At 69.0% G+C, this 12,344-nt stretch carries 14 protein-coding genes; 6 read left to right on the forward strand and 8 right to left on the reverse strand.

What is annotated here, in order from left to right; genetic code table 11:
- The first annotated feature begins 45 nt into the window (after nucleotides 1-45).
- From OEJ37_RS14585 to OEJ37_RS14600, 4 genes are all read left to right on the forward strand, one after another.
- Complete coding sequence (locus OEJ37_RS14585; protein WP_174419227.1) at nucleotides 46-828, forward strand: hypothetical protein; 783 nt, start codon at nucleotides 46-48, stop codon at nucleotides 826-828.
- A 38-nt stretch (nucleotides 829-866) separates the two neighbouring features.
- A complete protein-coding gene (locus OEJ37_RS14590; RefSeq protein ID WP_174419228.1) occupies nucleotides 867-1,295 on the forward strand; it encodes a hypothetical protein in 429 nt (142 codons plus the stop codon).
- A gap of 82 nt (nucleotides 1,296-1,377) precedes the next feature.
- A complete protein-coding gene (locus tag OEJ37_RS14595; protein ID WP_263344657.1) occupies nucleotides 1,378-2,043 on the forward strand; it encodes a response regulator transcription factor in 666 nt (221 codons plus the stop codon).
- Nucleotides 2,019-3,386: a sensor histidine kinase gene (locus OEJ37_RS14600; RefSeq protein WP_263344658.1), complete on the forward strand. Its 1,368-nt coding sequence runs from the start codon at nucleotides 2,019-2,021 to the stop codon at nucleotides 3,384-3,386. The genes OEJ37_RS14595 and OEJ37_RS14600 overlap by 25 nt, the downstream gene beginning before the upstream one ends.
- A 55-nt stretch (nucleotides 3,387-3,441) precedes the next feature.
- On the opposite strand, the gene OEJ37_RS14605 is transcribed toward OEJ37_RS14600, so the two are convergent.
- Nucleotides 3,442-3,906, reverse strand: a complete 465-nt coding sequence (locus OEJ37_RS14605; protein ID WP_006481526.1) for an Lrp/AsnC family transcriptional regulator — start codon at nucleotides 3,904-3,906, stop codon at nucleotides 3,442-3,444.
- Between the two features lie 350 nt (nucleotides 3,907-4,256).
- Between OEJ37_RS14605 and OEJ37_RS14610 the strand changes: the two genes are divergently transcribed.
- Both OEJ37_RS14610 and OEJ37_RS14615 read left to right on the forward strand, forming a co-directional pair.
- On the forward strand, nucleotides 4,257-4,802 hold the full coding sequence (locus OEJ37_RS14610) for a Spy/CpxP family protein refolding chaperone (RefSeq protein ID WP_174419231.1): 546 nt from the start codon (nucleotides 4,257-4,259) through the stop codon (nucleotides 4,800-4,802).
- A 131-nt stretch (nucleotides 4,803-4,933) separates the two neighbouring features.
- Nucleotides 4,934-5,365: a PGDYG domain-containing protein gene (locus OEJ37_RS14615; RefSeq protein ID WP_174419232.1), complete on the forward strand. Its 432-nt coding sequence runs from the start codon at nucleotides 4,934-4,936 to the stop codon at nucleotides 5,363-5,365.
- A gap of 33 nt (nucleotides 5,366-5,398) precedes the next feature.
- On the opposite strand, the gene OEJ37_RS14620 is transcribed toward OEJ37_RS14615, so the two are convergent.
- The 7 genes from OEJ37_RS14620 to OEJ37_RS14650 all read right to left on the reverse strand — a co-directional run bounded on the left by OEJ37_RS14620 (nucleotide 5,399) and on the right by OEJ37_RS14650 (nucleotide 12,272).
- Nucleotides 5,399-5,761 (reverse strand): DUF3022 domain-containing protein, encoded by a 363-nt coding sequence (locus OEJ37_RS14620; RefSeq protein ID WP_175944350.1) that lies wholly within the window; start codon nucleotides 5,759-5,761, stop codon nucleotides 5,399-5,401.
- 13 nt (nucleotides 5,762-5,774) lie between these two features.
- Complete coding sequence (locus OEJ37_RS14625; protein WP_263344659.1) at nucleotides 5,775-6,563, reverse strand: YhfC family intramembrane metalloprotease; 789 nt, start codon at nucleotides 6,561-6,563, stop codon at nucleotides 5,775-5,777.
- Between the two features lie 54 nt (nucleotides 6,564-6,617).
- Nucleotides 6,618-7,661 (reverse strand): LacI family DNA-binding transcriptional regulator, encoded by a 1,044-nt coding sequence (locus OEJ37_RS14630; RefSeq protein ID WP_174419234.1) that lies wholly within the window; start codon nucleotides 7,659-7,661, stop codon nucleotides 6,618-6,620.
- Nucleotides 7,662-8,076: 415 nt separating this feature from the next.
- Nucleotides 8,077-9,042 (reverse strand): NAD(P)-dependent oxidoreductase, encoded by a 966-nt coding sequence (locus tag OEJ37_RS14635; RefSeq protein ID WP_175919362.1) that lies wholly within the window; start codon nucleotides 9,040-9,042, stop codon nucleotides 8,077-8,079.
- A gap of 5 nt (nucleotides 9,043-9,047) precedes the next feature.
- On the reverse strand, nucleotides 9,048-10,328 hold the full coding sequence (locus tag OEJ37_RS14640; RefSeq protein ID WP_152863565.1) for an MFS transporter: 1,281 nt from the start codon (nucleotides 10,326-10,328) through the stop codon (nucleotides 9,048-9,050).
- A gap of 158 nt (nucleotides 10,329-10,486) precedes the next feature.
- Nucleotides 10,487-11,479, reverse strand: a complete 993-nt coding sequence (locus OEJ37_RS14645; RefSeq protein ID WP_263344660.1) for a sugar kinase — start codon at nucleotides 11,477-11,479, stop codon at nucleotides 10,487-10,489.
- A gap of 28 nt (nucleotides 11,480-11,507) precedes the next feature.
- A complete protein-coding gene (locus OEJ37_RS14650) occupies nucleotides 11,508-12,272 on the reverse strand; it encodes a sugar phosphate isomerase/epimerase (protein WP_263344661.1) in 765 nt (254 codons plus the stop codon).
- Between the last annotated feature and the right edge of the window lie 72 nt (nucleotides 12,273-12,344).

Here is a 12,344-nt window from a genome sequence, read left to right on the forward strand (position 1 = left end):
GTTTCAGACTGCATGCCGACCACCCGATCGCCAAGGAGGCATCGCATGCAATCCGTACCCGTCAATCGCGCGTCGCACTGGCTGAACAAGGTGCCCGACGTCGCGCTGTCGTTCTGGATCATCAAGATCATGTCGACCACCGTCGGCGAAACCGGCGCGGACTTTCTCGCGGTCAACGCGGGCCTCGGCCAGACCGTCACGCGCATCGCGATGGCGTCTTTGCTCGCGATCGCGCTGTGGCTGCAGTTGCGCACGCGCCGCTACGTCCCGTGGATCTACTGGCTCACGGTGGTGCTGGTCAGCATCGTCGGCACGCAGATCACCGACCTGCTCACCGACGGCCTGAACGTCAGCCTGTATGCAAGCACGGCAGCGTTTGCCGTCACGCTCGCGGCGATCTTCTTCGTCTGGCATCGCGTCGAAGGCACGCTGTCGATCGACACGATCGTCACGCCGCGGCGCGAGCTGTTCTACTGGGCCGCGATTCTCTGCACGTTCGCGCTCGGCACCGCCGCGGGCGATCTCGCGACCGAAGCGCTCGGGCTCGGCTTCACGCTCGGCGCGCTGTGCTTCGGCGCATTGATCGCGACCGTGTTCGTGATGTGGCGGCTCGGCGCCAATGCAACGCTGGCGTTCTGGATCGCGTACATCCTGACGCGCCCGTTCGGTGCATCGCTCGGCGACCTGCTCACGCAGGCCCGCGCATACGGCGGGCTCGGCTTCGGCGCCGCGTGGACGAGCCTGCTGTTCCTGACCGTGATCGTGCTGCTCGTCGCCGTCGCGCAGTTCGGCAGCGGCCCGCATACGCGTGCCGGCGCGGCCGAATGACGCCCTTTCCTTTCCGTTCACCGAATCGAGGACACTCCATGCGCTTCCCGTACTCCGTTTCCCGTCTCGCCGTTGCCGCGGCCACGATTGCCGTGCTGGGCGCCGCCGCCGGCTGCTCGAAGCAACAGGATGCGAATGCATCGACCTCGGCGCCCGCATCGTCCGCGGCGGTACACGCATCGAAGCTCGGCGACCTGTCGCAGTTCCGCACGATCGCCGCCGACGTCGACACGCTCGTCGGCAAGGGCGACCTGGCCGGCGCGAAGGCACGCATCAAGGATCTCGAGATCGCGTGGGATGCGGCCGAGGCCGGCCTCAAGCCGCGCGCGGCCGCCGACTGGCACATGGTCGACCAGGAGATCGACCGCGCGCTGTCCGCGCTGCGCGCCGACCATCCGACCCAGGCCGATTCGGCCGCCGCGATGAAGAACCTGCTCGCGGCCTTCGACCGGTTCGGCGGCAAATGAGCGTTGCGCCGGGCGCGCGGCGCGTGACGCGCGCCCGGGAATCGCATACGCTGGCGGCGATTGCGCGGCACGGAGAACACGCATGCGAATACTGCTCGTCGAAGACGACCCGATGATCGGCGAGGCGATCCATGCCGCGCTGAAGGACGCGTCGTACGCCACCGACTGGGTCACCGACGGCGTACGCGCGCTGACCGCGTTCGCGGCGCAGCCCTACGACCTGGTCCTGCTCGATCTCGGCCTGCCCGGCCGCGACGGGCTCGACGTGCTGGCCGGCATCCGCGCGAAGGACGCCAGCGCGCCGCTGCTGATCGTCACCGCGCGCGACGGTCTCGACGACCGCCTGCGCGGCCTCGACGGCGGCGCCGACGATTACATCGTGAAGCCGTTCGAGATGGCCGAGCTGCTCGCGCGGATTCGCGTCGCGATCCGGCGCCGTGCCGGCTCGGCCGCACCGCTGCTGAGCAACGGCATCGTGTCGCTCGACCCGGCGACGCGCGAAGCCGCCGTCGACGGGCAGGCGCCCGTCCAGCTGTCGAATCGCGAGTTCTCGCTGCTGCGAGCGCTGCTGGTGCGCCCCGGCGCGATCCTGTCGCGCCGCGAGCTCGAGGATCGCCTGTACGGCTGGGGCGAGGAAGTCGAAAGCAACGCGGTCGAATTCCTGATCCATTCGCTGCGCCGCAAGCTCGGCAGCACCGTGATCAAGAACGTCAGGGGGGCGGGATGGATGGTTTCAAGAAGCGCCTGAGCGAGTCGATCGGGTTCCGGCTGTCGGTCGCGCTGTCGGCCGCGATCCTGGTCGTCGCGACGGCCGCGGCCGCATTCGCGTTTTCGTCGGCGTTCGACGAAGCGCACGAATTGCAGGACGACGTGCTGCGCGAGGTCGCGACGCTGCTCGACCGCGAGCGCACGCCCTCGCCCCGTGCCGCCGGCGCCGGGCCCGCGCGCGAAAGCGACGAACTGTCGCGCGTGATCGTGCAGCCGCTTGGCGGCGCGCCGCAGCCGAGCGCCGACGGTACGCCGCGGCTTGCACTGCCGCCGACGCTCGCCGACGGGCTGCATACGGTCGATGCCGGCGGCAACGCGTATCGCGTGATGGTCCATACGCTCGCGAACGGCGAGCGCATCGCGGTCGCGCAGGAAGCCGGCATGCGCGACGACGTCGCGCGCGAAAGCGCGTGGCGCACCGCGCTGCCGCTGCTGATCCTCGTGCCGATCCTGCTGCTGCTCGTCGCCGATCTCGTGCGCAAGCTGTTCCGCCCGGTGGCCGTGCTGTCCGCCGGCATCGACGCGCGCGACGAGCACGACCTGCGCCCGGTGCCGGCCGATCACGTGCCGGCCGAAGTGCGGCCGTTCGTCGTCGCGATCAACCGGATGCTCGCGCGCGTCGCGCAATCGGTCGACGCGCAGCGCCGCTTCGTCGCCGACGCCGCGCACGAGTTGCGCTCGCCGCTCACGGCGATGTCGCTGCAGGCCGAGCGCCTGGCCGACAGCGACCTGCCGGACGATGCGCACGCCCGGCTCGCCGCGCTGCGCGGCGGGCTCGACCGCAGCCGCCACCTGATCGGGCAGCTCCTCGCGCTCGCGCGCGCGCAAAGCGCACCGGCCGCACCGCCCGGCGCCGTATCGGTGCATGCGATCTATCGCCGCGTGCTGGAAGACCTGATGCCGCTCGCCGATGCGAACGCACTCGATATCGGCGTCGACGACGGCCCGGACACCCGCGTGCCCGTCGACGAGCTCGAACTCACGTCGCTGGTCATGAATCTGGTCGACAACGCGATCCGCTACACGCCGTCCGGCGGACGCGTGGACCTGTCGACGCAACAAACCGACACGCACGCGTGCGTGACGATTGCCGACACCGGGCCGGGCATCGCGCCGCACGAACGCGAGCGCGTGTTCGATCCGTTCTACCGGGTGCCCGGCAACGCGCAGATCGGCTCCGGGCTCGGCCTGTCGATCGTGAAGATCCTCGCGGACCGGATGGGCGCCGACATCGCGCTCGCCTATGCGGACGCACGGGCATCGCGCGGGCTGCGGGTCTCGGTGCGGATTCCGCTCGCGCGGCCGCCCGGCGCGGCCCGATAACCACGCCGACGCGCCGGCGCAACACACGCGGCGCGACGCACATCGGACCTGGGCGTCAGCCGCCGATCGTCCCGCGATCGATCTTGCGCGACAGGATGATCGACGTCGTCGTGCGTTCGACGCCTTCGAGCGTGCCGATCTGGTCGAGCAGGTCGTTGAGCCGCTCGGGCGAATCGGCGCGCAGCCACGCGACGTAGTCGTACTCGCCGCTCACCGCGCACAGCAACTGCACTTCGGGCATCCGGTCGAGCTTGCGCAACACGTCCTTGCCGAACTTCGGCGTGAGGATGATGCCGACATACGCGTAAATGCTCGCGTCGAGCACGTCCTGCCCGAGCCGGACGCTGTAGCCGGCGATCACATTGGTGCGTTCGAGCCGCGCGATACGTGCGACGACCGTCGTGCGCGCGACGTCGAGCTGGCGCGCGAGATCCGCGACGCTCGCGCGCGCATCGGCTTGCAGCAGCGCGACGAGTTGCCGGTCGAGATCGTCGAGTTGGTCGAGGCGGGGTGGACGCATGAGGCTAGGCTGGCGTGCGACGCGCCGGCTAAGTGGAAGGTGACGCGATGATAGCGCCGAACGCCGGTACGCCCAAACGGCATCGCACGACCGCGCAATCGCACAATCGCGCGCCGTCATGCGGCCGCGCCGCCTTGTCCGTGCGCGACGACCGCATCCGGATCGCGCTTGCAGCCCCGCTGCCGGCCCGCCATGTCCCTTTCAATTTCCATTCGTATCGGATGTAAGCAAGTGTCGCTTTCGCTGCCGCGCCGCACGCAACGTGCTACTAATAATGTGCGACGCGAAATGCGTGCTTTCGGCAATTGCCGCCGCGCCCGCTCGCAAGACACCACCCCGGAGAGCCAATCATGAAGAAAATCTCGCTCACCCTCGCTACGCTCGCCGTTGCAGCCAGCGCTTTCGCGCAAACCCCGGCGCAGCCGCAGACGCCCGCTCCGGCCACGACGGCCGCGGCGTCGGCTCCGAGCGCCGAGCAGCGCGCGGCACGCCACGAAGCGCGTGTCGAGCAGCGCATCAAGTACCTGCACGACCAGTTGAAGATCACGTCGGCGCAGGAACCGCAATGGAAGACGTTCGCCGACACGATGCGCGACAACGGCGAAACGATGGGCCGCCTGTATCGCGAACGGATGGCCAAGCACGACGTCTCCGCGATCGATGACATGAAGCAGTATGCGGAACTGTCGCAGGCGAACGCCGACGGCGCGAAGAAGCTCGCCGACGCATTCGCGCCGCTCTACGAGAGCTTCCCGACCGAGCAGAAGGCGCTGGCCGACACGACGTTCCGTAGCTGGCTGAGCCATGGCGGCGAGCACCGCGGCAAGGGCAAGGCGAAGGGCAAGGAAGGCAAGGCGGCAGCCGCGCCGGCCGCAAGCGCACCCGCGCAACCCTGACGCCCTCCCCGCCGGCGCCGCGCGGCTCGCTACGGGCCGGACGGCGCCGCGGGTCCTGCCGGCGATCGGCGCGCGTCACACGGCGCGCCGAATTCGGGATAAGCTCCCGGCTTTTCCCGCACTTCCTCGCCATGCTCGAACTCAAGAACATCGATCTGCGCACCGACCCGCAGGCCCGTCGCGTCGTCAAGGACGAAACCGTTGCCGTTTCTTTCGCGGACGCCGACGGCGAACTGATGAGCCTCGAAGGCCCGAACCGCTATGTCGCGGGCGACGCGCTGATCACGGGCTCGACCGGCGACCGCTGGGTCGTGTCGCGCGCGCGCTTCGACGCCAAATACCTGCCCGCCGATCCGGCACTCGCGCACGGCGCACCGGGTGCCTACCGGAACCGGCCGGCCGACGTGCTCGCGCGCCGGATGGACGAGCCGTTTACGATCGCTCGCTCGGAAAACGGCGACACGCTGCGCGGCGTCGCCGGCGACTGGGTGATGCAGTACGCACCCGGCGATTACGGCGTCGTGCAGGCTCAGCGCTTCGCGCAGGTCTACCGCGACGCGTAATCCGCCGCGCCGGCATGAGGCCGGCGTGCATGCTCACGCAAAGTCTTCGTCGAGTTCGAGTTCCGCGTTGCGCTCGACGGCTTCGCCGGCCGCGTGGCGCTCCTCGAGCGACCCGAGCATCGCTTCCGTATACGCATGCAGCACCGCATGGCTGCGTGCGCGCTGCATCGGCTTGAGCGCGAGATAGCGCGCGAGCGCGGCCGGCACGATGCGGATATCGAGCGTCATCCGTTTCGGCGTCGCGCCGAAACGCATCGCGAGCCAGTGCACGGACAGGAACCGCCCGCGCTCGTCGCTGCTTTCAGCGAAACGCGTCTGTTCCGGAAAGAGATCGCAGATCACGCGCGCGAGCGCGTCGAATTCGGCGCTCTGGCATTCGATCAGATAGTCGTCCATCCCGTCTCTCCCGTCAGGCAACCGTACGCGGCGGCCGGCACGTCTTCACCATCACGACGACCAGGATCGCGGCCAGCACGAAATACGCGCCCTCGACCCATGCGGCCGGCAGCACGCGCACCTGGTACAGCAGCGCCGGCGCCGCCGCGAGTGCATGCAGCACGATCGCGAGCGGCAACACGGCCGCGCGGCCGGCGCGCACGCCGCGCCACACCAGCACCGACAGCGCAAGCTGCAGCACGAACGCCGCGCAGCGTTCGAGCAGCAACAGCAGGATCGACTGCACCGACAGCGTCGCGAGCATCACGTGCAGCCGCACGACGGTATCGCCTGGCAGGTCGGCAAGCTGGGTTTCGAGCTGGCCGCGGCTCGCCAGCCACGCGAGATACGACCACTGGCCCCACACGAGCACGCCGACGAACCACGCTTCGGCGCCGCCGTGACCGATCCCGTAGCCGATCGCGCGACCGTCGCCGGCCGACGTGCCGTAGCGCCGGTTCAGGAAACGCATCCCGAGATAACGACCGACTTCCTCGAATACGGCGGTCGCGAGCGCGCTGTACGCGACGAACGCGAGCGGCTGCGTCAGCCAGCCATCCGCCGGCGTCCGGCTCAGCACGAGCCCGTGGAACGCGCGTTCGACGATCATCGCAAACAGCGTGAAGACGGCGACGCCGACGATCGTGTCGCGGCGGTTGAGCGCAAGCGGCTTGCGCAGGATACGGAAGAGGACGAGCGGCAGCAGCGCGATGATCAGCGTGGCGGCAATCAGCACCGCCAGCGTGACGGGAGCGACAGTCATGTATTTCCTTGTTCGGGGCAGCGCACCTGGCGCGCTGCGTGCCCCGAATGATACTCAGCTTGCGGTCGACGCGCGCGCAATCAGCTCGCCCGGCAGCATCGCGACGCGCACGTCGCCCGCTGCGCCGTCGATCCGCTCGTGCACGAATTCGACGGCCTTGTAGCCGATTTCGTAGGTCGGCTGACGGATCGTCGTGATGCCGATCAGCTCGGCCCATTCCGGATCGTCGATCGACAGCAGCGCGGCCTTCTGCTGCCACTCGGCGCCGAAACGCGCGCGCAGGTGGCGCGCGATCGCGAGTGCGACCGGCGCGTTCGCGGCGAACAGCGCCGCGCGCACGCCGCGCCGCGTTGCATCGTCGATGCGCGTATCGAGGTCGGCAAGCGCCGCCGCGACCGCGTCGGGCTCGTTCAGGTCGAGCACGACCGTCGCCGGCACCGGCAGCCCGCGCGCCCCCAGCGCCGCGCGGAACGCGGCCTCGCGCACGCGCCGCGAGCTGACGTGCTCGAACGGCTGCACGACGAAATGGATCGCGTCGAAGCCGTGCTCGATCAGGTGCGCGACCGCCATCTCGATCGCATCGGCGTTGTCGAGGCCGATCAAGTCGGCCTCGAACCCCTCGACCGTGCGGTCGACGAGCACGGCCGGGATGCCGGCGCCACGCAGCGGGCGCAGCACGTCTTCTTCGGCGCCGAGCGCGTTGACGATCAGCCCTTCGACACGGTAGGTCGTGAGCAACTGCAGGAAGCGGCGCTCCATCTCGACCTCGTTCGCCGCGTGGCAGATGAGCGGCATGTAGCCGAGCGCGTGGCATGCGGCCTCGACGCCCTGCAGCACCTCGACGGTGTATGGATTGGTCAGGTCGGCCGCGAGCATGCCGAGCAGCCGGTTGCGGCCGCGCTTGAGCCCGCGCGCCATCTGGTTCGGCCGGTAGTTGAGGCGCGCGATCGCGGCCTCGATGCGCTGACGCAGATCGACGGACAGCACATGCGTTTCGCCGTTCAGGTAGCGCGAAACGCTGGTCTTGCCCGTGCCGGCCTCGCGCGCGACGTCGCTGATCGTCGCCGGACGCGTCGTGGAAGGTTGCGAATCGGTCACTGTCGTGCCTCGCGACGTATGATCCGCGCCGCTTCGTGGGCAGACGGACCTTTGTTGTTGGAAACGTAAGCCACCCGGCAGACTCCTCTGTCGACCAGCGTTAGCGCTTTAGCGCTTACGCTGGTCCCATGCTTCGCGGTCGACCAGCGTCAGCCCTTCAACGCTTACGCTGGTCCCATGCTTCGCGGTCGACCCGCGCTGACGCATCGGCGCCCGCTTCAGTCACGTGCAAAAGCAGTCGGCCGCACCGGACCTGGCGCGAATGCCCGTCGCCGGACGCCGCCGGCAGCGTTGCCGGGTCGTCGCTGCGACAAGCGGGCGATCATAACGCAGCCAGCCCTCCGGCACCAAGACCATCGACTCTAACGGCACCGGCGCCCCGCCGGCCGGCTGTCACCCTGTTACCCGACGCGGCTCAAGCCCGAGCGAGCGCGTCCGGATTGACGAGATTCGTGCGCAGCGTGCCGGCCAGCGCGCCGACCAGGTTTTCCGCGGCGCAGCGCGCCATCGCGTGGCGCGTCTCGTGTGTCGCCGAGCCGATATGCGGCAGCGCGACGACATTCTTCATCTGCAGCAGCGGCGAATCCGCCGGCAGCGGCTCCTTCTCGAACACGTCGAGCCCCGCGCCGCGGATCGTGCCCGCGCGCAGCGCGTCGACCAGCGCGGCTTCGTCGACGACGGGCCCGCGCGACGCATTGATCAGGATCGCGCCGCGCTTCATCTTCGCGAATTCGGCCGCGCCGATCAGGTGGTGCGTTTCCGGCGACAACGGCACCTGCAGGCACACGAAATCCGACTGCGCGAGCAGTTCGTCGAGCGTCACGCGCCGCGCGCCGTACTGCGTCTCGGCTTCGGCATGCGCGGACCGGTTCGCGTACAGCACCTGCATCCGGAAGCCGAGTGCCGCGCGGCGTGCAACCGCGCCGCCGATCCGCCCGAGCCCGACGATGCCGAGCGTCTTGCCCTGCACGTCGGTGCCGTACAGGTCCGGGCCGATGCTGCGATGCCAGTGGCCGGCCTTCACCCACTCGGCCAGCTCGACCACGCGCCGCGCAGACGCCAGGATCAGCGAAAACACCGTATCGGCGGTCGACTCGGTCAGCACGTCCGGCGTATGCGCGAGCACGATCCCGCGCCGCGTGAGATCTGCGACGTCGAAGTTGTCGTAGCCGACCGAGATCGTCGACCATGCCTTCAGCCGCGGCGCGCGGTCGAGCATCTGCGGCGTGACCTTCAGGCTCGCGCCAATCGCACCGTCCGCGTTGCCGAGCGCATCGGCGAGCGCGTCGGCGCCGTCGGCCTGCACGACCTCCGCATGCTCGCGCAGGTACGCGAGAACGTCATCGGGCAGCGGCTTGTACGCGACGATACGAGGCTTCATCGGATTCATTTTCCTTGCAGCGGCGCGGCGAGCGGATGCGCATCGCGCGCCTGGGGTTTGACGGACAGCGTGAGGATCACCGCGGCGACGAGCGCGGCGCTCATGAACGCGTACGACGCGACGGGCGACCCGGTCGCGCCGTTCAGGTAGCCGACGAAGTACGAGCCGACGAACGAGCCGAGCGCGCCCATGCTGTTGATCAGCGCCATCGCACCGCCGGCGACGTTCTTCGGCAGCAGCTCCGGCACGATCGCGAAGAACGGGCCGTACGGCGCGTACATCGCGGCGCCCGCGACGACCAGCAGCGCATACGAGATCCAGAAATGCGACGAGCCGAGCGCGTACGACGCGGCGAACGCAGCCGCGCCAATCAGCAGGAACGGCCACACGAAACCGCGCCGCGAGCCGACCTTGTCGGACGCCCACGATGCGGCGAGCATCGCGATCGTCGCCGCGAGATACGGCAGCGCGGACAGCCAGCCGGTCGCGACCATGCCGAGCTCGGAGCCGTTCTTGACGATCGACGGCAGCCACAGCACGAAGCCGTATACGCCGATGCTCCAGCAGAAGTACTGCGCGCACAGCTTGATCACGGCCGGCGAGCGGAACGCCTCGCCATAATTGCGCACGGGTTTGATCGCCGCCTGCTCGGCCGCGAGCGCGGCGTCGAGGTCGCGTTTTTCCTGCGCGGTGAGCCACGGCGAATCGGCCGGCTTGTCCTGCACGAGGAACCACCAGCACACGGCCCAGAGGATGGCCGGCACGCCTTCGGCGATGAACATGTGGCGCCAGCCGAATTCGTGCACGAGATAACCCGACACGATCGACATCCACAGCACGGTGACCGGGTTGCCGAGGATCAGGAACGTGTTCGCGCGCGAGCGCTCGCTCTTCGTGAACCAGTTGCTGATGTAGATCAGCATCGCCGGCATCACGGCCGCCTCGACGACGCCGAGCACGAAGCGGATCGCCATCAGCGACGGGATGTTGCTGACCACGCCGGTGAGCGCCGCGCAAGCGCCCCACAGCACGAGGCTGACGAACACGAGCTTCTTCACGCTGCGGCGTTCCGCATAGATCGCGCCGGGAATCTGGAAGAAGAAATAGCCGAGGAAGAACAGCGCGCCGATCAGCGACGACAGGCCCTTGCCGATCCCGAGATCCTGGTTGATGCCGGCCGCGGCCGCGAACCCGTAGTTCGCGCGGTCGAGGTAAGCGAGGCTGTACGTGATGAACACGATCGGCATGATCGTCCACCAGCGTCGGGCTGCGAGATTGGTTGCCATCAGAATGTCTCCTTTGTTGACCGGGCTGACACTTCAGCGCTTCTCGGCCGAAGCCGGTGCTTCCGCACCGCTCCGGTCGCCTGCTTTGCCGTCCGGTCTCACGCAAAGCGGTGCTTGATGCACGAAATGGATCCGCGGATTGTGCCGTGTTCGGCCTCTTATTGCGCGGTGACGGTTTCCTCTAAGCGATCGGCGCGATTGCTGACATTTTCGAGTCGGTCGAGTGCGTCGCGCGTCGGCAAGCCTTCCGAATCGCCGATCACCTGGATCGCGAGCGCGCCGATCCGGTTGCCGCGCGCGACGGCCTGTTCGACGCTGCGGCCTTCCAGCAGCGCGCTGACCACGCCCACCGCGAAACCGTCGCCGGCGCCGACCGTGTCGACGACGCGTTCGACACGCTCGCCCGCAACCGTGCCCTCGTGGCCGTCGGCCGTCCGGAAGTACGCGCCTTGCTCGCCGAGCTTGATCACGACGCCGCGCGCGCCTTGCGCGAGATAGAAGCCCGCGATGTCGGCCGGCGTGTCGTGCCCGGTCAGCTGCCGCCCTTCGGCGAGGCCCGGCAGCACCCAGTCGGCGAGCGCCGCGAGCGCGTTCAGCGTCTTCGCCATCACGTCGGCGGACGGCCACAGCGTCGGGCGCAGGTTCGGGTCGAACGAGATCGTCTTGCCGGCCGCGCGCATCTCGCGCGCAAGCTGGAACGCGAGTTCGCACGACGTCGCGGAGATCGCCGGCGCGACACCCGTCAGGTGCAGGTGCCGCGCGCCGAGCACGTAGTCGGCCACGTAGTCGTCGCACGACAGGTGGCTCGCGGCCGAGCCCTTGCGGAAATATTCGACGGTCGGGTCGCTGCCGTCGTCGTTGCGCGACTTCAACTGGAAACCGGTCGGGTAACGCGGATCCACGGTCACGCACGACGCGTCGATGCCTTCGCGTGCGAGCGTGTCGAGCACGTAGCCGCCGAACGAATCGCGGCCGACGCGGCTCATCCAGCCGACCCTGTAGCCGAGCCGCGACAGGCCGATCGCGACGTTCAGGTCGGCGCCCGCGATCCGCTTCGTGAATTGCGACGCATGCGCGAGATGGCCGGGCTCGGTCGCGACGAACATCGCCATCGCCTCGCCGTAGGTCACGACATCGAGTGCTGCTTTCATCAGTAAATTCTCCAGGATCCTTCCGCCGTCACGCGGCTGCGAGCCACGCGACGCGCCGACATGCATCGCCCGCCAGGTCGGCCGCGTCGAACGGAAACTCGATGCCGCGCGGCGCATGCTGCGGCAGCGCCGCGAGTACGCCGGTCACGAGCGGGTCGTTCGGCGCCGGCGCGGCCGCGAAACGACGCGCGCCCTCGCCGACGACCGCCTTGCAATGAATGTATTCCACATGCGGCGCGAGCATCTGCGCGCAGTCGAGCGGCGCTTCTCCCGGCCACTGCCAGTTGCCGATGTCGAACGTCATCCCGAGCGCATCGGGCATGCCCGCCGCGGCCAGTGCGTCGAACAGCCCGCGGAACTGCGCGAGCGCGCCGCCGACCGGAAGCTGGCCGTTCTCGACCACCACACGGGCACGCGCGCCGCGCGACAGCGCGACGATGTCGGCCGCATGCGCATCGCCGGCGAAGCCGCCGAGCTGGAATTTCACGAAACGCGCGCCGAGCGCGTCGGCTTCCGCGAGCGCATCGCGCAACGCGTCGGCGTCGAGCGCGCCCGTTTCCGTGTACAGCATGGCCGGCGTCGAATAGACCGACCACAGCCCGTGGCCGGCCAGTTGCGCGCCGAGCGCGGCCAGCGCGCCGGGCGTCGCGTCGTCGTCCGACGCGAACAACTCGCGCCTCACCTCGAAGCCGGTCGCACCGGATGCCGCCGCGGTCGCGACGAATGCGCTGTGGCCCTCCTGGCGCACGCGGTCCATCCCGAATGCGCTCGCCACGATCACGATGTCTGCCATTTTGCCCTTTTTAACCGGAATGGAACCGGTTCCATTTGCTTGAGACGGATGGTGCGCCTCGCGTCGGACGCA

Origin of the sequence: Burkholderia sp. BKH01, assembly GCF_025685725.1 — a bacterium.
Lineage (GTDB): Bacteria > Pseudomonadota > Gammaproteobacteria > Burkholderiales > Burkholderiaceae > Burkholderia > Burkholderia pyrrocinia_C.

Excerpts from the sequence above, each read along its gene's own strand:
- OEJ37_RS14590 (WP_174419228.1), top strand. The coding sequence starts at position 867 with ATGCGCTTCCCGTACTCCGTTTCCCGTCTCGCCGTTGCCGCGGCCACG.
- OEJ37_RS14650 (WP_263344661.1), bottom strand. The coding sequence starts at position 12,272 with ATGGCAGACATCGTGATCGTGGCGAGCGCATTCGGGATGGACCGCGTG.
- OEJ37_RS14635 (WP_175919362.1), bottom strand. The coding sequence starts at position 9,042 with ATGAAGCCTCGTATCGTCGCGTACAAGCCGCTGCCCGATGACGTTCTC.
- OEJ37_RS14640 (WP_152863565.1), bottom strand. The coding sequence starts at position 10,328 with ATGGCAACCAATCTCGCAGCCCGACGCTGGTGGACGATCATGCCGATC.
- OEJ37_RS14645 (WP_263344660.1), bottom strand. The coding sequence starts at position 11,479 with ATGAAAGCAGCACTCGATGTCGTGACCTACGGCGAGGCGATGGCGATG.
- OEJ37_RS14605 (WP_006481526.1), bottom strand. The coding sequence starts at position 3,906 with ATGCGTCCACCCCGCCTCGACCAACTCGACGATCTCGACCGGCAACTC.
- OEJ37_RS14615 (WP_174419232.1), top strand. The coding sequence starts at position 4,934 with ATGCTCGAACTCAAGAACATCGATCTGCGCACCGACCCGCAGGCCCGT.
- OEJ37_RS14625 (WP_263344659.1), bottom strand. The coding sequence starts at position 6,563 with ATGACTGTCGCTCCCGTCACGCTGGCGGTGCTGATTGCCGCCACGCTG.
- OEJ37_RS14600 (WP_263344658.1), top strand. The coding sequence starts at position 2,019 with ATGGATGGTTTCAAGAAGCGCCTGAGCGAGTCGATCGGGTTCCGGCTG.
- OEJ37_RS14585 (WP_174419227.1), top strand. The coding sequence starts at position 46 with ATGCAATCCGTACCCGTCAATCGCGCGTCGCACTGGCTGAACAAGGTG.
- OEJ37_RS14620 (WP_175944350.1), bottom strand. The coding sequence starts at position 5,761 with ATGGACGACTATCTGATCGAATGCCAGAGCGCCGAATTCGACGCGCTC.
- OEJ37_RS14610 (WP_174419231.1), top strand. The coding sequence starts at position 4,257 with ATGAAGAAAATCTCGCTCACCCTCGCTACGCTCGCCGTTGCAGCCAGC.
- OEJ37_RS14595 (WP_263344657.1), top strand. The coding sequence starts at position 1,378 with ATGCGAATACTGCTCGTCGAAGACGACCCGATGATCGGCGAGGCGATC.